This window comes from Streptococcus porci DSM 23759 (genome assembly GCF_000423765.1).
Lineage (GTDB): Bacteria > Bacillota > Bacilli > Lactobacillales > Streptococcaceae > Streptococcus > Streptococcus porci.
Genome location: NZ_AUIP01000008.1, coordinates 71,589 through 90,352 on the forward strand (window position 1 = coordinate 71,589; position 18,764 = coordinate 90,352).

21 protein-coding genes and 1 riboswitch are annotated in these 18,764 nt (G+C 42.3%); of the genes, 16 read left to right on the top strand and 5 right to left on the bottom strand.

Translation table 11 applies throughout. The features are described from left to right. Window positions 1-10: 10 nt before the first annotated feature. From G576_RS0103380 to G576_RS0103390, 3 genes are all read left to right on the top strand, one after another. The gene (locus G576_RS0103380; RefSeq protein ID WP_027973395.1) at window positions 11-652 is read left to right on the top strand and encodes an amino acid ABC transporter permease; all 642 of its coding nucleotides are present in this window, start codon (window positions 11-13) and stop codon (window positions 650-652) included. 11 nt (window positions 653-663) lie between these two features. Beyond that, entirely contained in the window at window positions 664-1,293 is a 630-nt protein-coding gene (locus G576_RS0103385; protein WP_027973396.1) for an amino acid ABC transporter ATP-binding protein, read from the top strand. 152 nt (window positions 1,294-1,445) lie between these two features. After that, a complete protein-coding gene (locus G576_RS0103390; RefSeq protein WP_027973397.1) occupies window positions 1,446-2,288 on the top strand; it encodes an amino acid ABC transporter substrate-binding protein in 843 nt (280 codons plus the stop codon). A gap of 179 nt (window positions 2,289-2,467) precedes the next feature. Here the strand turns inward: G576_RS0103390 and G576_RS0103395 are convergent, their stop codons facing one another. The 5 genes from G576_RS0103395 to G576_RS0103415 form a co-directional block, all read right to left on the bottom strand. Further along, window positions 2,468-3,103 (bottom strand): histidine phosphatase family protein, encoded by a 636-nt coding sequence (locus G576_RS0103395; protein WP_027973398.1) that lies wholly within the window; start codon window positions 3,101-3,103, stop codon window positions 2,468-2,470. A 20-nt stretch (window positions 3,104-3,123) separates the two neighbouring features. Continuing rightward, window positions 3,124-3,489, bottom strand: a complete 366-nt coding sequence (locus G576_RS0103400) for a YccF domain-containing protein (protein WP_027973399.1) — start codon at window positions 3,487-3,489, stop codon at window positions 3,124-3,126. Then, window positions 3,486-3,965 (bottom strand): aminoacyl-tRNA deacylase, encoded by a 480-nt coding sequence (locus G576_RS0103405; RefSeq protein ID WP_027973400.1) that lies wholly within the window; start codon window positions 3,963-3,965, stop codon window positions 3,486-3,488. The genes G576_RS0103400 and G576_RS0103405 overlap by 4 nt, the downstream gene beginning before the upstream one ends. 78 nt (window positions 3,966-4,043) lie before the next feature. Beyond that, window positions 4,044-4,601, bottom strand: coding sequence for an energy-coupled thiamine transporter ThiT (thiT, locus tag G576_RS0103410; protein WP_027973401.1), 558 nt, complete (start codon window positions 4,599-4,601; stop codon window positions 4,044-4,046). A gap of 32 nt (window positions 4,602-4,633) precedes the next feature. Continuing rightward, window positions 4,634-4,731: riboswitch (TPP riboswitch) on the bottom strand. Between the two features lie 66 nt (window positions 4,732-4,797). After that, complete coding sequence (locus G576_RS0103415) at window positions 4,798-5,682, bottom strand: glycoside hydrolase family 25 protein (protein WP_027973402.1); 885 nt, start codon at window positions 5,680-5,682, stop codon at window positions 4,798-4,800. Window positions 5,683-5,759: 77 nt separating this feature from the next. Between G576_RS0103415 and G576_RS0103420 the strand changes: the two genes are divergently transcribed. From G576_RS0103420 to mmuM, 13 genes are all read left to right on the top strand, one after another. After that, window positions 5,760-6,500 carry a TrmH family RNA methyltransferase gene (locus G576_RS0103420; protein WP_027973403.1) on the top strand — a complete coding sequence of 247 codons (741 nt, stop codon included), beginning with the start codon at window positions 5,760-5,762 and terminating at the stop codon, window positions 6,498-6,500. A gap of 36 nt (window positions 6,501-6,536) precedes the next feature. Continuing rightward, window positions 6,537-7,040 (top strand): HD domain-containing protein, encoded by a 504-nt coding sequence (locus G576_RS0103425; RefSeq protein ID WP_027973404.1) that lies wholly within the window; start codon window positions 6,537-6,539, stop codon window positions 7,038-7,040. A 142-nt stretch (window positions 7,041-7,182) separates the two neighbouring features. Further along, on the top strand, window positions 7,183-7,878 hold the full coding sequence (locus G576_RS0103430) for a Bax inhibitor-1/YccA family protein (RefSeq protein WP_027973405.1): 696 nt from the start codon (window positions 7,183-7,185) through the stop codon (window positions 7,876-7,878). Window positions 7,879-7,992: 114 nt separating this feature from the next. Next, window positions 7,993-10,461 carry a bifunctional DnaQ family exonuclease/ATP-dependent helicase gene (locus G576_RS0103435; protein WP_027973406.1) on the top strand — a complete coding sequence of 823 codons (2,469 nt, stop codon included), beginning with the start codon at window positions 7,993-7,995 and terminating at the stop codon, window positions 10,459-10,461. A 110-nt stretch (window positions 10,462-10,571) separates the two neighbouring features. After that, complete coding sequence (locus tag G576_RS0103440; RefSeq protein ID WP_027973407.1) at window positions 10,572-11,753, top strand: pyridoxal phosphate-dependent aminotransferase; 1,182 nt, start codon at window positions 10,572-10,574, stop codon at window positions 11,751-11,753. A 2-nt stretch (window positions 11,754-11,755) separates the two neighbouring features. After that, window positions 11,756-12,127 carry a VOC family protein gene (locus G576_RS0103445; protein WP_027973408.1) on the top strand — a complete coding sequence of 124 codons (372 nt, stop codon included), beginning with the start codon at window positions 11,756-11,758 and terminating at the stop codon, window positions 12,125-12,127. Between the two features lie 24 nt (window positions 12,128-12,151). Beyond that, a complete protein-coding gene (asnS, locus tag G576_RS0103450; RefSeq protein WP_027973409.1) occupies window positions 12,152-13,498 on the top strand; it encodes an asparagine--tRNA ligase in 1,347 nt (448 codons plus the stop codon). Between the two features lie 116 nt (window positions 13,499-13,614). Next, entirely contained in the window at window positions 13,615-14,286 is a 672-nt protein-coding gene (locus G576_RS0103455) for a cytochrome c biogenesis CcdA family protein (RefSeq protein ID WP_156875103.1), read from the top strand. Between the two features lie 10 nt (window positions 14,287-14,296). After that, window positions 14,297-14,869: a TlpA family protein disulfide reductase gene (locus G576_RS0103460; RefSeq protein WP_027973411.1), complete on the top strand. Its 573-nt coding sequence runs from the start codon at window positions 14,297-14,299 to the stop codon at window positions 14,867-14,869. A gap of 47 nt (window positions 14,870-14,916) precedes the next feature. Then, on the top strand, window positions 14,917-15,570 hold the full coding sequence (locus G576_RS0103465; RefSeq protein WP_027973412.1) for a DUF1803 domain-containing protein: 654 nt from the start codon (window positions 14,917-14,919) through the stop codon (window positions 15,568-15,570). 10 nt (window positions 15,571-15,580) lie between these two features. Further along, window positions 15,581-16,114, top strand: a complete 534-nt coding sequence (locus G576_RS12200) for a DUF6287 domain-containing protein (RefSeq protein ID WP_027973413.1) — start codon at window positions 15,581-15,583, stop codon at window positions 16,112-16,114. Window positions 16,115-16,314: 200 nt separating this feature from the next. Then, a complete protein-coding gene (locus tag G576_RS0103475; RefSeq protein WP_027973414.1) occupies window positions 16,315-17,691 on the top strand; it encodes an amino acid permease in 1,377 nt (458 codons plus the stop codon). Between the two features lie 21 nt (window positions 17,692-17,712). Then, a complete protein-coding gene (mmuM, locus tag G576_RS0103480; protein WP_027973415.1) occupies window positions 17,713-18,660 on the top strand; it encodes a homocysteine S-methyltransferase in 948 nt (315 codons plus the stop codon). Window positions 18,661-18,764 lie beyond the last annotated feature (104 nt).

Below are 18,764 nucleotides of genomic sequence, written 5' to 3' on the forward strand. Positions count from 1 at the left end.
GGAGGAAACCATGTCCGATTTTTTGACGCTCCTGCCCAGACTCTGGGAGGGTGCTCAGATTACTCTGCAAATCTTTGTAGTGGTTCTTGTCTTGTCAATTCCTTTGGGAATTATTGTCGCATTTTTAATGCAAATTAAGTTTAAACCTTTGGAGTGGTTTCTCCATCTGTACATCTGGATTATTCGTGGTACCCCACTTCTCTTGCAGTTGATATTCTTTTTCTTTGTACTACCGAAAATCGGTATCACTTTGGATAGGATTCCATCTGCCATTCTCGCTTTTACGGTCAACTACGCAGCCTATTTTGCTGAAATCTTCCGTGGGGGGATTGCTTCTATCCCCAAGGGGCAATACGAAGCAGCTAAAGTTTTGAAGTTTAAACCCCTTCAAACCATTCGTTACATCATCTTGCCTCAAGTGACAAAAATTGTTCTTCCTAGCGTCTTCAACGAAGTGATTACCTTGGTTAAAGACACATCTTTGGTACATGTTGTAGGGATTACGGAGCTTTTCCGTGTCAGTCAAACGGCCTCGAATCGTCAGGTTAGTCTTATGCCGATGTTTTATGCTGGTGCTATTTACCTGTTGATGGTCGGAATTGCTACCCTCTTGTCCAGACAAGCTGAGAAGCATTTCAGCTATTACAAATAAGGGAGTGAACCATGCTTGAACTTAAAAATATTTCAAAAACTTTTGGGACAAAAACGATTTTCGACAATTTTAATCTGACAGTTGAGGATGGGAAGGTCCTGTCGCTAGTCGGACCTTCTGGTGGCGGGAAAACCACTCTGCTTCGGATGTTAGCGGGGCTTGAAAGTATTGATTCGGGTGAGATTATCTACAATGGTCAATCTGTTGCTATTGATCACCTAGAGACTCTCAATTTACTTGGTTTTGTTTTCCAAGACTTCCAGTTATTTCCTAACCTCAGTGTTCTGGACAACCTCATACTGTCTCCTGTAAAGACTATGGGACTTTCTAAGGAAAAGGCTGAGCAGAAAGCGCGTGACCTGCTTGAGCGTTTGGGTCTTAAAGATCATGTAACAGCCTACCCGCACTCCCTCTCTGGTGGTCAAAAACAACGGGTAGCACTAGCACGTGCCATGATGATTGATCCTCAGATTATCGGCTATGATGAGCCTACATCTGCCTTAGATCCAGCCCTTCGTGAAGAAGTGGAAAAATTGATTTTGCAAAATCGTGAGGCTGGGATAACGCAAATTATCGTGACTCATGACCTAGCATTTGCAGAAAATGTTTCAGACCAAATTTTAAAGGTCAATCCGAAGTAGCTAGCTCCCTTCTCTTGCTATTTTAAAATACAAAAACTTATTAGCTATTATAAGCTGATAAGAGCATCTAACTTTGAAAGGAAGAGTATTAGAGGCGGTTGGTTTTACATAATGTAGAATCAGATTAAGTCTTTAAAATTCTAGGAAATATGATGAAAATGAAGAAAATATTAGCCAGTTTTATGGCCGCCTCTGCAGCTTTGCTTTTGGCTGCTTGTAGCACAAATGATAGTAAATCAGCAGTAAATGGGGACAAGTGGGATACCTATGTCTCAGAAAAATCAATTACCATTGGTTTTGATAACACTTTTGTACCTATGGGATTTGAAAACGATAAGGGTGAAAATACTGGTTTTGACATTGACCTGGCTAACGCTGTTTTTGCTAAGTATGATATTGACGTAAAATGGCAACCTATTAGCTGGGAGCTGAAGGAAAGTGAACTTGATAGTGGCAATATTGATCTCATTTGGAATGGATATACCATGACAGAAGATCGTGCTAAGAAAGTTCTTTTCACGGATCCTTATATGCTTAATGAGCAGGTTCTTGTGACCAAGTCTGATTCAGGTATTTCATCGGTTTCAGATATGGAAGGTAAAATTCTGGGAGCACAGGCGGGGTCATCTGGTTATGATGCCTTTCTAGACAGGCCAGAAATCCTAAAAGATATTGTTAAAGATAATGATGCGACGCTTTATGATACCTTTACCCAAGGTTTCCTTGATTTGGAGAATGGTCGCATCGATGCTCTTTTGGTGGATAAAGTCTATGCTAACTACTTTCTAACACAAAAAGGAGAACTTGAAAAACATCATCTTATCTCAGCTGGACTTGAAAGTGGAGACTTTGGTGTAGGTGCTCGTAAGGCTGACAAGACTCTTGTTGAAAAAATCAATGCGGCCTTTACAGAACTTTACAAAGAAGGTAAGTACCAAGAAATTTCAGAAAAATGGTTTGGAGAAGACACCGCGACAGATGCAGTGAAAGAATAAAATAAAACCTGACTTAACGAGTCAGGTTTTGTCTATGATAAAGGAGTGCATTTCAGCGCTCCTTTACTTTTTATAGTCGAATGAGTTAGCATTCAGACAAGGAACTGAGGTGAGGCAGTACTAGAATACGGACAAGCCGAAAGTGACGATGTATCAGTGGTAATTCAAATGACTATATCTTAAATGACTTTTTTCTTGTCCAGGTACTCTTTATCGTTCCAAGTGACTAGGTCGAAATGTTCGAAATCTTGGGTTTCTAAGATAGTCAGGCTAGCATTTGACAGTCCACCTGCGCGGCGGAGTTGAGCAGAAGGGTAGCCTAGGAGATGACGTATAGCAGCGGTCATACTTGCTCCGTGTCCGATAATAAGTACGTTTTCAACATCGCTATCTTTTAAACTTTTGACAAAATCAGAGATACGGTGTGTCACTTGGAAAACTGACTCGGCTTTGAATTGGGTAGCGTTAAACTGCGCCAAGTTGTGGCGGAAAGCATACATCTGTTTAGGATAGATAGCTTCCATGTTGCTGATTTTCTTATTTTCTAAAATTCCCAGATTCCACTCTCGAAGACTCTCTGATGTTTCAAGGGTCAACTCATTTTCGTGCTTGTCGATTAGAAGCTGGGCTGTGTCCACAGCGCGCTTTTGATCGCTTGAGAAGACCTTATCAAAGTTAATGTCAGAAAGGTGTTCACCCAGCTCTGCAATATCCTCCAAGGCCTCAGGCAAAAGAGGTGAGTCAGCATTAGCACCTTGGAAACGACCTTCCAAGTTCCATTCGGTTTTTCCGTGACGGACAAAGTAAAGTTTCATAATGATAGTTACACTCCAATCTATAGTTTTTTAATCGTGACGCCAAAGGGGAAAAGGCAGAGCATAGCCAATTTAAAGGATTGATTGGCAAAAGGGATTCCAATGATGGTGATGCAGAGGAAAAACGCTGTGATAATGTGAATCATAAAGAGCTCCCAACCAAACAGCAAAATCCAAATGATGTTCCAAAGAAAACTTGATACTCGATTAGAAGGAGTAATCACTTTTCCGAAAGGGAAGAGTCCGAAATTGGCGATTTTAAAGCATTGAATGCCAAAAGGAATACCAATTACAGTGATACAAAGAAGGAGACCAGTGGTTATCCAAGAAAGCCAAGACCAGAAGCCAGCAGCCATAAACCAAATGATATTTCCAAGAGTTCTCATAAATCCTCCTTGATATCAGCAAAATATGCCCCCACAAAATCAGCCAAAGTCTGGCTGTCAATGCGGATAGATCGCCCTATTTCGCCAGCAGAAACAATCATATGTCCCATCTCCAAAGCCGTTTGATCAATGTAGATAGGAAAGGAGTGTTTATGACGAATGCCAACTGGATTATTAGCCCCATGAACATAGCCAGTTGTTTTTTGTAAATCCTTTTGCGGAATCATGATCACCTTTTTATTGCCAGAAATGCTAGCTAATTTTTTCTCAGACAAGTGCTGGGTAATCGGTAGGATACCAATTAATGGTCCAGTCTTATCACCTATCAGGGCTAAGGTCTTAAAGATGCTTGATCTGTTGATATCATCTGGTGTCTGACCTTCGAGTCCATTAAAGGATAGACTATCATGGGCAATGCCTGCCTTATCTAAAATTTGGTCGACTAAGGTTTTTTTCATCTTGTTTTTCTTAGCCATGTGTTTAGGTCTCCTTGCTAAATAAAAAAACAGTATAACAAATCTATTATACCATTTTATGTGATCTTTGTCAGAAACTTATTTGCTAGGTTGGAAGAACTTTGGCTGACGTTTCAGGATAATCAGGACACTTACTGAAACAAAGAAAAGTGTTAGAAAACCAGCTGTGCCATTGACTGTAAAAGAATACCATTCAGCAGACATGCCGTCTGGAGCATAGGAAGCCCAGAAGATGACACCAGCTATATAGTGGCAGAAGTAACGAGCTAGGACAGCCAAGCTTGCTCCACTGAGGGAAAAGAGCAGAGCAGAGTTGTTTTCTTGAGCATTGAGTGCTTTTTGTAAAGGAGGGGTCATGAGACCAGCCAAGCCCATGCAAGAAAAGGCTAAAAGATACTCAATTAAGACTTGGGAGAGGCTGAGATAATAAACCTTTCCTAAGGCGAAATGGAGAAGTCCCCAAATCAAACCAGCTAAGATACCGTACTTAGCTCCTCGGCGTAAGGAAAAAAGGATTAGAGGTATGGCACCAAAGGAGGGAGTAAACCAAGAGGCAAAATCTGGGATGAAAGAGAGAACCATAGCAAGGGCAGCGAAGATGGCCGCCTCAACGAGAATAGAAACTTTTTGTGACATAAAAACTCCTTTGTAGACACAAAGGAGCCCTATTAAGGTTAGGTCACAATCCCTACGCTCGTCCTAACGAGATCAGGTGATGAGGATTTCGCATAAGCGATCTCAGCCAAAGGCACTCCCTTGTGGTAAATAATGTTATTTAATAATGGTATTATAGTTTAGAAGGACTAATAAAGCAAGAGAGAAGGTCACAAATTTATTCGGTTTGTGACTCCTTGTCTGTTTTGATTGGCCCAAAAAGTTTTTCGTATGTGGCTTTTTTATCAGAGGACAGTGGGGAGATTTGATTAAGATCTAGTAAGCCTGTTGATCCAGCAACCCAACCATTTGAAGTGTACTGGTGCAAATCATAAGCTAAGTCGGTCTGTGGCGCAGCATTGTAATAGCCAGAATTATCTCCATAAGTTGGAATCCAGACAGCATCAAACTTATCAATGGAAATGCTCTGTTCTATCATGAAGAAGGTTCCGATGTAGATGCCAACCTTCTCAGCTCCCAACTTTTTAAGCTCTTTTCGGAAGGCTTCAACACCAGCGTCCATATTATCCATAGTAGCCTCTTCCACATCAATCCAGTAGAAGGTAGGATTGTAGGGAGATGCATTTTCATAAAAAATCTGAGCTTCTTCTTTCATTTCAGAGACGCTTCGTCCAAGTGCATAGCTGTAAACTGCTACTGGAACATCGCGTTTTTGAAATTCAGCGATATGAGTCTTAAAGGACTTATCAATTCCAGTGGTGTGAGTGGCGTTGTTATCAGCCGTAATTTGGGAACCCCCGAAAACACGGATGATAGCACCAGAGATATTGGCAGATAGCGTATCATAGTCTAAATCGCTTGGTAGTTGCCAGCCGGAAATATCAATAATAGGATTAAGAACAAATGGTTCTTGGTCGTCGCTGGCTTGTTTCTTAGCTACGGCCTCTTTAGCTGCCGCCATAGCCTCTTCTTGAGCTTTTTTCTTATTGGCGATAGCAAGTTGATTTTGGGCGTAATCGCGCCTTGTTTTGACAAGGACTAGGACACAAAGAAAGAGACTGATAAAAATCAAGACCAGTATTGGTTTAATTCGTTTTCTCATTATTTGCATTATACTTGAAATCCTTAGAAAAATCAAAGTTTCATAACTATTATTTTAAATTTTGTTATAATATTCTTATGCAGAGAATCACATCACGTACAAATCCGACTGTTAAGGCGGCAAAAAAGTTATTGCAAAAGAAATATCGTAAAGATTCCTACCTGATTGAGGGATGGCACTTGGTAGAGGAAGCCCTAGTGTCTGGCGCTCAGGTTTTGAGGATTTTTGCTTTAGAAAAAATAGCAGAGCAAATCTCAGATTTTCCAGAGCTTCTTGTGGTGACGCCAGAAATTCTGAAAGATTTATCCGACTCTCCAAGTCCTCAAGGGATTGTGGCAGAAGTGGCTTTGTCTGAAAGTAACTTGCCTGAAAAACTCTCAGGTCGCTATCTTCTCCTTGAGGATGTGCAAGATCCTGGGAATGTAGGCACTATGATTAGAACGGCGGATGCGGCAGGTTTTGACGGGGTCTTTTTGTCCGAGAAGACGGCTGATATTTACAATCAAAAGACCTTGCGGTCAATGCAGGGGTCGCATTTTCACTTGCCAATTTGGCGCAAGTCAAGAGAAGAATGTTTGGCTTTGTTCAAAGCGTCGGCTGTGCCTGTTTTAGCAACAACTCTGTCAAAGACTTCTGTTGATTACCGTAGTCTTGGTAAATTAGACAGCTTTGCCCTAGTTATGGGTAATGAAGGTTCTGGCATTTCAAAGGACATGGCAGAGCAGGCAGATGAGCTGATCCATATCACCATGCCAGGGCATGCAGAAAGTCTTAATGTGGCTGTGGCAGCAGGCATTCTTATTTTTAGCTTGATTTAAGCAAAGGTGCTATAATAGTCTTAGGAGGTGATGCGTATGGCACACTATACCAAAGATACTGAATTTATGGAGCATGTTGGGCATCTCATTAATCATCCACGGTTTAAGAAGTTGGAAGGTATTGTCCAACATCAGCATTCAACTCGCTACGAGCATTCAATCAATGTGGCTTATACGAGTTTTCGGATTGCTAGAAAGCTGGGCTGGGATGCCAAGTCGACAGCGCGTGGAGGTCTTTTACACGACTTCTTTTACTACGATTGGCGCGTGACTAAGTTTAACAAAGGGCACGCTTGGGTTCATCCGCGGATTGCTGAACGCAATGCTAGAAAATTGATTAACCTGAATAAAAAAGAGAAGGATATTATCCTAAAGCACATGTGGGGGGCGACCATTGCTCCGCCCAGATATAAGGAAAGTTACATTGTAACCGTGGTAGATAAGTACTGGGCCATCAAAGAAGCCTCAACCCCCATGCGAGATGCTTGGCGCCGACGGCCATTTTTCCGTCGTAAGGAATTGGGCAGTCACAATCATTAAAAAGAAAAGAGGAAGGAGTGTTTGGTTAGTTTATCTAACTGAACAACCCCAATACGCGGTGTGAGTTGCCAAAAAGTCTGAGTAGGCTTTTGGAGGATTAGTTATCGCCATTCACATGAAAAGGTAAGGGGGATTTGAATTTATGGAATTTGAAAATAATGTTATTTACACACAAACCGATGCAGGTTTGAATCGCTTTTTTGCTAAGATTTACGGTCTCGTTGGGATGGGGATAGGGCTTTCGGCTTTTGTTTCAGCGGTCATGCTTTACATCTTCCCGAATAATGTTATCGGTATTTTAGCTAACGCCCCTATGATTTATTACTTGGCTATTTTTGCTGAGCTAGCTTTGGTTTTTGTTGCCTCTGGTGCGGCTCGTAAGAATAGCCCAATGGCTTTACCACTCTTTTTGACCTATTCAGCACTCAATGGCTTTACGCTTAGCTTTGTTTTGCTAATGTACGCACAGGCAACGGTATTTCAAGCCTTTGTGTCATCAGCTCTAGTCTTTGGGGTTATGGCAGTTATCGGTGCTACGGTCAAGAAGGATTTGTCTGGTATGGCAAAAGCTTTGATTGCAGCTTTAATAGGTGTTTTAGTAGCTAGCATTGTTAATATTTTTATTGGCTCTGGTACGATGAGTTACATCATTAGTCTCTTATCGGTATTGATTTTCTCAGGTCTGATTGCCTACGATAATCAAATGATTAAACATATCTATCAGCAGACTGGTGGCCAAGTCGGGGACGGTTGGGCTATCTCAATGGCTCTTAGTCTCTATCTCGATTTCATCAATCTTTTTCTTAACCTGCTCCGCATTTTTGCACGAAATGACTAAAGGCAGAACTGATTATCGAAGTCGTATAAAAGTTGAGGACCTGCTAATCAAGCAGGTTCTTTTTATGTTTAAAAGTATTAGAAATTTTGAACTTAAAAAGTTATAATATGTCTTATGGAAAAAACGGATTTGACGCGGTATGCTATCGTGGATTTGGAGGCGACATCGGCCTCAAGCTTGGCTAAGATTATCCAGGTCGGGATTATTATTCTTGAAGGTGGTGAGATTGTTGACAGCTTTGAGACGGACATCAATCCTCACGAGCCTTTGAGCGAGCACATTATTGCCCTGACGGGTTTGACGGATGAGAGGCTGGCAAAGGCACCTGAATTTTCTCAGGTAGCTAAGAAGATTTTTGAGATGATTGATGGGGCTGTTTTTGTAGCTCATAATGTGAAATTTGATGCCAATTTTTTAGCAGAGGAGCTCTTTATGGAGGGCTACGAGCTACGGTCTCCTCTGGTAGATACGGTCGAGTTGTCCCAGATTTTCTTTCCAACTTTGGAGCGTTATACTCTGGAGACCTTAACTTTGGCTTTGGGTATCCAGCTCTATGACGCCCACACGGCTATTGCTGATGCTCGTGCGACAGCAGAGTTGCTCCTGCGTTTGCAGGATAAAATCAGAAGCTTGCCCTTGCAGACTTTGGAAAAGATTTTGGATTTTAGCGACCATCTGCTTTTTGAGACTAGGTTGATTATTGATGAGATTTATAGGGAGAAAAAGGCAGAGCCTTTGGATGATGATTTCATTGAAGTGGCTGATTTGGTACTGAAAAAACCTAAGCCTTTGCTAGCCCAGCATCATCTTTCGCAGGATTTTGAAACGAATCTGGCTCTTTTAGACTTAGACAAACGTCCTCAGCAGCAGCTTTTTTCTGAAAAAGTAGCACAACGTTTCCATGAATCTGGAGCGGCCTTTATCGAAGCAGGAACTGGTATTGGTAAAACCTTTGGCTATCTCTTGCCGCTCTTGGCTAATCCTGATGTGGGGCAAATTGTAGTCACGGTACCGACCAAGGCTCTGCAGGATCAGATGATGTCTGGAGACATCAAGCGCTTGGAAGAAATCTTTAGAGTCTCTGCTCAGAGCCTGAAAAGTCCTAAAAATTATATCAGTCTGGACAAATTTGTAGCAAGCTTAGCTAAAAAGGATGACAATCGTCTGATAAACCGCTACAAGATGCAACTCTTGGTTTGGCTCTGTGAGACAGAAACTGGTGATTTGGATGAGATTGGTCAGAAGCAGCGCTTTGAAGCTTATTTCACGCAACTGCAACACGATGGTGATTTAGGTAGAAAGAGTCTTTTCACTGATGTTGATTTTTGGGAACGCCATTATCAGGTGGCTAAAAGCAGTCGAATTGTGGTAACCAATCATGCTTATTTTTTGACGCGAGTCCAAGACGACAGGGCTTTTGTGGCTGGGAAGACACTGGTTATTGACGAGGCGCAAAAATTCTTTCTTAATCTTGAAGCTTTTGCGAATCGAACTTGTAGCTTGAAAAGTCTTCTAGATGAAGTAGAGCAAGCACTAAGTAATCCTCAAAAGACGCCTGATAAACGTCTTTTGGAAGGGATTCAGTTTGAACTAAATCACCTAGCCCAGCAATTTTCAGAAGATGGAAAGCAGCCGGAAGGGGAGACTTTGGCACGGCTTCGGATCTACCTGAGCGAGTTGGAACAGCCTATCCTATTTGACTTGCGACGGGTTTTAGCTAAATCTTTTGATCAGGTTTGGATTGAGGAAGAGGTCTATCCTGATTATCGCCGTTTATTGCTGAAAAGTGCTAGCCTAGACTTTATATCACTCCCTAAATTCTTGCCTGAGACCCAGAAAACTTTTCTAATCTCAGCTACTCTGCAGATTGGAAGGCAGGTAACCTTAGGAGACCTGTTGGGCTATGAGGACTACAGTCTGGATAGGCTCCCTAAATCTTATGAGCCCGGTCAGCAGATTTTTGTAGATGCCAGCATGCCAGACCTGACTGAGGTTTCCACCAGACGTTACCTTTATGAAATGGCAGAGCGGATTAGGGAGATGCAGACTTTGGAAAGACCTTTGTTGGTTCTTTTTACCTCCAATAAGACCATGCTGGCGCTGTCACACATTTTAGAGGAGTGGAACATTCCACATCTCTGCCAGCATCGAAATAGCCTAGCTGCCAATTTGAAAAGACGCTTTGATCGAGGAGAAAGTCAAATTTTGCTGGGATCGGGTGCTTTCTGGGAAGGTATGGATTTTGTTCAACAAAATCAGGTTATTACTATTATCAGTCGCCTACCTTTTGATAATCCTCAATCAGCCTTCAGCCAAAAAATGGAAAGCTACCTGAGAGAAAGAGGAAGGGATCCTTTCTATGCCTACAATCTACCAGTAGCTATTTTGCGGCTCAAACAAGCCTTGGGTAGGACCCAAAGACGTGGCAATCAGCAGTCAGCAGTCCTCATTTTAGACAAGCGGCTCTTGACAAAATCTTATGGACGAGACATTCTTCGGTCCCTTTCCGAACAATCAGATCTAAAAAGTCAAAATTTTCCAGAAATTCTTACTGAAATAGGTTGTTTTTTTGACAAAGTCTGATATAATGAGAAGATGAATATCATTTATCGGAAATAGCTGAAAAAGTAAGTTACATTAAGTGAACAGCTTTGCTATTTTCCCAAGCTCTCGAAAGAGACCAAGGAGGATCTATGACAGTTTTATCAAATCGTGTGCTGGCAATGGAAGAAAGTGTGACGTTGGCTGCCGCAGCAAGAGCTAAGGCTTTGAAAGACCAAGGACGCGACGTTATCAGTTTGACAGTGGGCGAGCCTGATTTTGTGACGCCAAAACACATCTGCCAAGCAGGGATTGCTTCAATCGAGAATGGCTCTGCCTCTTTTTATACTGTAGCCAGCGGCTTGCCAGCTCTTAAAGCTGCTATCGCTAACTACATGGAGACCTACTATGGTTACACTGTTGCTCCAAATCAAATCGTCGCGGGAACCGGTGCCAAGTTTATCCTCTATACTTTCTTTATGGCAGTGCTAAATAGTGGTGATGAAGTCATTATTCCAACTCCTTATTGGGTTTCTTACGCAGAACAGGTCATTATTGCTGAGGGGAAACCAGTTTTCGTTCAGACGACAGAAGAAACCGATTTTAAGGCGACAGTTGAGCAATTAGAAGCCGTTCGCACGAATAAAACCAAAGTTCTGCTTCTAAATTCACCATCAAATCCGACAGGCTCGGTCTATAGTCGAGAAGAACTTGAAGCTATTGGAAAATGGGCTGTCGCTCATAATATCTTAATTCTGGCGGACGATATTTACGGTCGCTTGGTTTATAATGGAGCTGAGTTTACACCGATTTCAAGCATTTCTGAGGACATTCGCAAGCAAACCATCGTGGTCAACGGTGTCGCTAAGGCTTATTCGATGACAGGTTGGCGCGTGGGATTTGCGGTTGGACATCCAGATATTATCTCTGCTATGGGGAAAATCATCAGTCAGACTACTTCGAATTTGACAACTGCGGCTCAGTATGCCACTATTGAAGCCTTGACTGGAGACCAGAGCCCAACAGAAGAAATGAGAAAAGCTTTTGAAGAACGTCTCAATACCATTTATCCTTTGCTTTGTGAGGTGCCAGGCTTTGAAGTCAATAAGCCACAAGGTGCCTTTTACCTCTTCCCAAATGTTAAAAAGGCTATGGAAATGAAAGGCTATGACAATGTCACCGATTTTACCAACGCTATTTTGGAAGAAGCTAATGTTGCTTTGGTGACTGGGGAAGGCTTTGGAGCGCCAGAAAATGTCCGCATGAGCTATGCTACCGACTTGGAAACTCTCAAAGAAGCCATTCGTCGCATTAAGTTATTTATGGAGAGCTAAAAGTGATTGACCATTTTGGAATAAAAGTTAAAAATTTAGACCAATCCAAGATATTTTATCAGGCCGCCTTAGCTCTGCTCAACTATCAGCTTAAGTTTGATACCAAACAGGTCGTTAGCTTTGTAGAGCCAAGGAATACAGACCCAGGTGGTGATTTTTGGCTATCAATCGGGCAGCAAGAACCTGGGCATTTTGCATTCAGTGCACAAACCTGTCAGGAGGTTGATGCTTTCTATCAAGCAGCTTTGGCAGCCGGCGGCAAGGATAATGGCGCTCCGGGTGAACGAAGTCGCTATCATTCAGGTTATTATGCGGCTTTTATTATTGATCCTGACGGCAATAACATTGAAGCCGTCTGCCACCAAAATAATTAAGACTAGAAAAGAGAATAGAAGTTAATGTCTAAAGATTTAGTAACGATTTTTGATGTGCCTAAGCATGTAGGTGAGGAAATCACCATCGGTGCCTGGGTTGCCAATAAGTCTGGTAAAGGTAAAATTGCCTTCCTTCAATTACGTGACGGCACAGCCTTTTTCCAAGCTGTTGCTTTTAAACCTAATTTCATCGAAAAATTCGGTGAAGAAGAAGGGGCTGCAAAATTTGACACCATTAAACGTCTGAGCCAAGAAACATCAGTTTATGTGACAGGTGTGGTTAAAGAAGATGAACGCTCTAAGTTTGGCTATGAGCTGGATGTGACTGATTTGGAAGTGATTGGTGAGTCAGTGGATTACCCAATCACACCAAAAGAACATGGGATAGACTTCCTTATGGATAATCGCCACCTCTGGCTACGTTCCCGTAAGCAAGTAGCCATCCAGCAAGTCCGTAATGCCATTATCTATGCCACTTATGACTTCTTTGACAAGAATGGCTTTATCAAGTTTGACAGCCCTATTCTGTCAGGAAATGCGGCAGAAGACTCCACTGAACTCTTTGAAACAGATTACTTCGGTCAGCCCGCTTTCTTGAGCCAATCTGGTCAGCTTTATCTGGAAGCTGGTGCCATGGCTCTGGGTCGTGTCTTTGACTTTGGACCAGTTTTCCGTGCTGAAAAATCCAAAACCCGCCGTCACTTGACCGAATTTTGGATGATGGATGCAGAGTACTCCTTCTTGTCCCATGAAGAGTCCCTTGACTTGCAAGAAGCCTATGTAAAGGCCTTGATTCAAGGGGTTATCGACCGTGCACCTCAGGCCCTTGAAACGTTGGAAAGGGATGTCTATGCTCTCAAACGCTACATTGCTGAGCCTTTCAAGCGAGTAAGCTATGATGATGCCATCAGCCTCTTGCAAGAGCATGAAGCCGATGAAGACACGGATTATGAACATCTGGAGCATGGGGATGACTTTGGTTCACCACATGAAACCTGGATTTCCAACTACTTTGGTGTTCCGACCTTTGTGGTCAACTACCCAGCCAGCTTTAAGGCCTTCTATATGAAGCCAGTCCCAGGCAACCCAGAGCGCGTGCTTTGTGCAGACCTCTTGGCTCCAGAAGGCTATGGTGAAATTATTGGTGGTTCCATGCGTGAGGACGACTACGATGCCCTTGTTGCTAAGATGGACGAGCTTGGTATGGATAAATCAGAGTATGACTTCTACCTTGACCTTCGTAAATATGGTTCTGTACCACATGGTGGTTTCGGTATCGGTATCGAGCGTATGGTTACTTTCGTAGCAGGTACTAAGCATATTCGTGAAGCCATTCCGTTCCCACGTATGCTTCATCGTATTAAACCATAATAAAGCAAAATCTCGGCCTTAGGGTTGGGATTTTTTGGGCTTGACAAGTTTCTATAATGTTGTTATCATTTAGTCATACAATTAAGATGAATAACGATAAAAGTTAGGACTTGTTTATGACTGTTCTTCAATTATTGGCCTTATTTACTGAGGGATTGCTTTCTTTTTTCTCTCCTTGTGTCTTACCGATTTTACCCATTTATGTTGGAATTTTAGCGGGAAATACTGATGATAATTGGCAAAGTAGGCAGAAAAAAGTGCTCGTGAATACCCTCTTTTTCGTTCTTGGGATTTCGCTAACTTTCTTTTTACTGACCTTTGCTACTAGCTACCTGAGCCATTATTTTCTTCAGCACAGTCGCTTTTTGCAAGGTTTGAGCGCGCTTATGATTTTAATTTTTGGCCTCTTTCAGCTTGATCTAGTCAAAATTCCTGCTTTTTTCAAGGAAATCTCAGCCAAGCACAAGGTTTATCAAAGCGGACAGAAAATGACGCCATTTCTTGCTCTAATTATGGGTTTTGCCTTTAGTTTTTCCTGGACGCCCTGTATAGGCCCTATTTTAGCCAGCGTCTTTCTTTATGCATCCAGTCAGACGGGGTGGATTAGCTCGGCATTGGTGGCGACCTACTGTCTAGGATTTATTTTGCCTTTTGTTTTACTGGCTTTCTTTTCGCAAAAAATGCTGGCGCTTTTTAAAGTTAGTCAGAAATGCCTTCGTTACACCAAGCTTCTCTCAGGAGTTCTCCTAGTGGGCATAGCTTTGTCACTTTTTTGGAATCTAGTTTAGGAGGTTCGGCATGAAAAATATCAAATCGCTGTCTCTTGTTGTCTTAATGGTGTTATCACTTTGCTTAGTTGGTTGTGATGGTCTCAGAAAAGACGATAATAAATCGCAAGTTTCTGATGTTCCAAGTCTAAAAATCGGTGATAAAGCGCCTGATTTTGAGTTGGTAGCGCAGGATGGTAGTAAGTTGACTCTGGCTGACCTTAAAGGGAAAAAGGTTTATATCAATGTCTGGGGAAGCTGGTGTGGCCCATGCCTGATGGAAATGCCTGAGCTTGAAGAAGTGTATCAAGAGGTCAAAAAACAGGAAGATTGGGTCTTTCTGTCAGTGGCCTCAGCTAATGATGAGGCTCTAGCTAACAGTCAAACGCGAGATGTTAGTATGGAAGAAATCCAATCTGTTGCCAATGAAACCGGAGTAACCTACCCAGTTTATTTTGAGCAGAATAATCAATTTATGACAGATTATCTAATACGTGCTTTTCCCACCCACATTTTCATCAACTCAGATGGCACTATCGCTAACTATGGAATGGGAGCCCTCAATAAAACGGTAGTTAAAAACACTCTCCAACAAGTCAAATAGGTCAGAAAAGATTGGGTAAACCCCAATCTTTTTGCTATAATAAATTCATGATAAAAATTTTTAACCCGACAAAATTAACTGCTCAGCCTTTCTTTCAGGAACTGATTAGCTATTTATCAGAGAACGATGAGGTCATACTGCGTCAGATTAAAAAGGCTTTTCCTCATGTAAAAAATCTGGACAGGCAGTTGGAAGATTATATTCAGGCAGGCTATATCAAGCGTGATAATAAGCGATACAGTTTGACTTTGCCCCTGCTAGAGTCTTTGGAAGCTGTGACCTTGGACAGTCATCTCATAGTGGACACCGCTTCTCCTCTTTATGAAGAACTGGTGGAACTTTCATTTGAGACAGTTCTTGCTAATCAGACTAATGAAGTCCTGATTGTCGAGTCATCCAGTCTGATGCGCGATGAGCTAACCCTTGCTAACTACTTCCACAAACTGAGAACTGCGCAGCCCTTTTCCCCGAAGCAAAAGGAGCTTTACCAGCTTTTGGGTGATGTTAATCCTGATTACGCTCTCAAGTACATGACCACTTTTTTGCTCAAGTTTGGACGGAAATCGGAAGTGAAGCAGAAGCGTCTAGATATTTTTGTAGAGGCCTTGGAGTATTTGGGTTATGTGGAAAAAATAGCAGAGCAGACCTATGTCTTGGCTATGAAATTTGATGCCAATAAGTTACAATTTAGAGCAAAATAAGGAGTTTCAAATGAAAAAAGTCTATCAGTTATTAATCTTGTCTTCCTTAGCAGTGCTTCTTGCCTCCTGCTCAAGTAAAGAAAAAGTCACTCAAGAGACTACCTCGGTGACTCATCAATCAAGTAGTAGCCAATCAACTACGGTAGTAGAGACAGAGGAAAGTAGCACAAGTGAAGCTACTACGGCTGAGTCAATTAAAACCAGCATGTCCCTTGAGGGTATTATTTCAGGAGATTTTTCAAGTATTTCAGGGACTTGGCAGAATGCTCAGGGGCACAGTTTAGTTTTTGATGAGAATGGTTTAGTTGGGGACTATGTGACCCGAGTTAATTCGGAAAGTCCTGAAGATGGTATGTTGACAGTTAGTGTTGGTCCAAAGTCAGGTGTGGGTGGCTTTGCGATCTCCCTTATACCGGCTGGTGTGACAGCGCCGATTGGTATAGATGAACAGGGAGATAGTTCTGATATCAGTAGAGATCGTATGATAGCTGGTCACCAGTATCTGGTGTCAGATCCAGACCGATTCTTTTATAAAGTTGATTAGGAAGGTCGCTATCCATTGTGTAGCAAAGGATGAAATTTGCTAGTCAACCGCTGCGCCGGTCTGCAATCATGTTAGAAGGCTAGGACTTTTGTCTAGCCTCTTTGTTATAGCTTTTACCTATATCCTACCATTAAAAAAGTCACTTATATTTTTTAGAAAAATTGTGATAATATGGTTCTATTATCTTTTTTGGGGGAATTATGGAAAATCACAATTTTGAAAATGAAGGACAGTTTAACCGTCAGATGACCAGCCGCCACCTTCGTATGTTATCTATCGGTGGGGTTATTGGAACGGGACTTTTCCTCAGCTCTGGTTATACGATTGCTCAAGCTGGGCCATTTGGTGCCATTGCTGCTTATCTTTTTGGAGCGGTCATGGTTTATCTGGTCATGTTTTCGCTAGGGGAACTTTCAGTCGCTATGCCGGTGACTGGTTCTTTCCACACCTATGCTACTAAGTTTATCAGTCCAGGAACAGGCTTTATGGTAGCCTGGATGTACTGGCTCTGCTGGGTAGTGGCTTTGGCTTCACAGTTCGTTGGTGCGGCTCAGCTCATGCAGCGTTGGTTTCCAGATGTCCCCATTTGGATTTTTGCCAGCATCTTTGCTGCTATCGTTTTTGGTCTCAATACTCTTTCAGTTGGTTGGTTTGCCAAGGCCGAGGATGCGCTATCTTCTATCAAAGTATATGCTATTATGGCTTTTATCGTCCTTGGGACTCTTGCTATTTTTGGCATTCTTCCTTTTTCAGGAACAAGCGGTGCTCCGCTATTTAACAACATCACAGTTAATGGATTGTTGCCAAATGGGATGGTTGGTTTTATCTCTGTTATGTTGTCTGTCAACTATGCCTTTTCAGGCGTGGAGATGATTGGAATCGCTGCTGGTGAGACAAATAATCCTAAAAAAGCTGTACCAGAAGCAATCAAATCAACGATTGGTCTCTTAGTTGCCTTCTTTGTACTGACAATTTTTGTCCTAGCTGCGCTTTTACCTATGTCTGAGGCAGGTGTAACAGAAGCTCCCTTTGTTCTTGTTTTAGATAAAATTGGCATTCCATACGCTGCCGATATCATGAATTTTATCATCTTGACCGCTATCTTATCAGCCTCCACATCAGGTCTTTACGCGTCTAGCCGTATGCTTTGGTCGTTAGCAAATGAAGGGATGATTAGCAAGAATTTGGTTAAAATCAATAAGTACGGGGTTCCCATGCGTGGTATGCTCCTGTCTATGGTAGGAGTTATCATCGCTCTAGTGGCGTCAATTTACGCGGCTGATACCATTTTCCTTGCTCTGGTTTCCATCGCAGGTTTTGCCGTGGTTATTGCTTGGTTGGCTATTCCACTGGCTCAAATTGGTTTTCGAAAGGAATTTTTGAAAAATCATAGGGAGAGTGACTTAGAGTACAAAACACCATTCTCACCACTATTACCGTGGATTACTGTGATTTTACTTGTAATTTCCATCATAGGTATTGGCTGGGATCCTTCTCAGCGGGCAGGTCTCTACTTTGGAGTCCCTTTCATGATTGGTTGCTATAGTTATCATTACCTTCGTTTTAAAAAATGGTAAAGTTTAGAAAGGATGTGTCGTATGGGACGTTTTAAGGAACTTTTAAGCACACAGGAATACATTATTTTGCACGGCGCTTTGGGAACGGAATTAGAGTTTCGAGGGCATGATGTGTCTGGGAAACTCTGGTCAGCGAAGTATCTCTTGGAAAATCCGCGACTGATTCGAGACATTCACAAAGACTATATTCGTGCTGGGGCTGATTTGATAACGACTTCAACGTATCAGGCGACGTTTCCAGGCCTAGCCGAAGTTGGTTTATCGGAAAAAGAAGCTGAAGACCTCATTTGTTTGACGGTTGATTTGGCAAAGGAAGCACGCGAAGAAGTCTGGGCAGAATTATCTGACCAGGAAAAAGCTAGTCGGACATATCCCCTTATTTCAGGCGATGTTGGTCCATATGCAGCCTATTTAGCTGACGGCTCTGAATATACTGGAGACTATGGGGATATCAGCTTGATAGATCTGAAAGAGTTTCACCGCCGCCGCATTGAATTACTTTTGGAACAAGGGTCTGAACTTCTGGCTTTGGAGACCATTCCAAATTTTCTTGAAGCCCAGGCCTTGGTAGAGCTTTTGGCAGAGGAGTTTCCAAACGTTGAGGCCTATATGAGCTTTACCTCTCAAGATGGACAGTCCATTTCTGACGGGACATCTGTAGAGAAAATAGCAGAGCTGATTAACGGTAGTCATCAGCTTTTGGCGGTTGGGCTCAACTGCACTGCGCCAGCTTTTTATCAAAATTTCCTCAGCAAATTGAGAAAACTGACCAACAAGCCCTTTGTAACCTATCCGAATTCTGGAGAAGTTTATGACGGAGCAAGCCAAACTTGGACTTCAAATGCTGACCACAGTCACAGCTTGTTAGAAAATACCATCAATTGGCACCAGCTTGGAGCAAAAGTGGTGGGAGGCTGCTGTCGTACACGTCCAAGCGATATTGAAAACTTGAGCCAACAGTTAAAATAGTAATTGATTGAGATTGACCAAAGTCAGTCTCTTTTTTTTGATAATCAGATTAGCTGAATGATTGAGTAGATGTCATTTTGACTAAGATTTTATTCGTTTTGACT

What these genes read in the sequence shown, in the direction of transcription:
- G576_RS0103380 (WP_027973395.1), top strand. Translation starts at nt 11, where the DNA reads ATGTCCGATTTTTTGACGCTCCTGCCCAGACTCTGGGAGGGTGCTCAG.
- G576_RS0103385 (WP_027973396.1), top strand. Translation starts at nt 664, where the DNA reads ATGCTTGAACTTAAAAATATTTCAAAAACTTTTGGGACAAAAACGATT.
- G576_RS0103390 (WP_027973397.1), top strand. Translation starts at nt 1,446, where the DNA reads ATGAAAATGAAGAAAATATTAGCCAGTTTTATGGCCGCCTCTGCAGCT.
- G576_RS0103395 (WP_027973398.1), bottom strand. Translation starts at nt 3,103, where the DNA reads ATGAAACTTTACTTTGTCCGTCACGGAAAAACCGAATGGAACTTGGAA.
- G576_RS0103400 (WP_027973399.1), bottom strand. Translation starts at nt 3,489, where the DNA reads ATGAGAACTCTTGGAAATATCATTTGGTTTATGGCTGCTGGCTTCTGG.
- G576_RS0103405 (WP_027973400.1), bottom strand. Translation starts at nt 3,965, where the DNA reads ATGGCTAAGAAAAACAAGATGAAAAAAACCTTAGTCGACCAAATTTTA.
- thiT (WP_027973401.1), bottom strand. Translation starts at nt 4,601, where the DNA reads ATGTCACAAAAAGTTTCTATTCTCGTTGAGGCGGCCATCTTCGCTGCC.
- G576_RS0103415 (WP_027973402.1), bottom strand. Translation starts at nt 5,682, where the DNA reads ATGAGAAAACGAATTAAACCAATACTGGTCTTGATTTTTATCAGTCTC.
- G576_RS0103420 (WP_027973403.1), top strand. Translation starts at nt 5,760, where the DNA reads ATGCAGAGAATCACATCACGTACAAATCCGACTGTTAAGGCGGCAAAA.
- G576_RS0103425 (WP_027973404.1), top strand. Translation starts at nt 6,537, where the DNA reads ATGGCACACTATACCAAAGATACTGAATTTATGGAGCATGTTGGGCAT.
- G576_RS0103430 (WP_027973405.1), top strand. Translation starts at nt 7,183, where the DNA reads ATGGAATTTGAAAATAATGTTATTTACACACAAACCGATGCAGGTTTG.
- G576_RS0103435 (WP_027973406.1), top strand. Translation starts at nt 7,993, where the DNA reads ATGGAAAAAACGGATTTGACGCGGTATGCTATCGTGGATTTGGAGGCG.
- G576_RS0103440 (WP_027973407.1), top strand. Translation starts at nt 10,572, where the DNA reads ATGACAGTTTTATCAAATCGTGTGCTGGCAATGGAAGAAAGTGTGACG.
- asnS (WP_027973409.1), top strand. Translation starts at nt 12,152, where the DNA reads ATGTCTAAAGATTTAGTAACGATTTTTGATGTGCCTAAGCATGTAGGT.
- G576_RS0103455 (WP_156875103.1), top strand. Translation starts at nt 13,615, where the DNA reads ATGACTGTTCTTCAATTATTGGCCTTATTTACTGAGGGATTGCTTTCT.
- G576_RS0103460 (WP_027973411.1), top strand. Translation starts at nt 14,297, where the DNA reads ATGAAAAATATCAAATCGCTGTCTCTTGTTGTCTTAATGGTGTTATCA.
- G576_RS0103465 (WP_027973412.1), top strand. Translation starts at nt 14,917, where the DNA reads ATGATAAAAATTTTTAACCCGACAAAATTAACTGCTCAGCCTTTCTTT.
- G576_RS12200 (WP_027973413.1), top strand. Translation starts at nt 15,581, where the DNA reads ATGAAAAAAGTCTATCAGTTATTAATCTTGTCTTCCTTAGCAGTGCTT.
- G576_RS0103475 (WP_027973414.1), top strand. Translation starts at nt 16,315, where the DNA reads ATGGAAAATCACAATTTTGAAAATGAAGGACAGTTTAACCGTCAGATG.
- mmuM (WP_027973415.1), top strand. Translation starts at nt 17,713, where the DNA reads ATGGGACGTTTTAAGGAACTTTTAAGCACACAGGAATACATTATTTTG.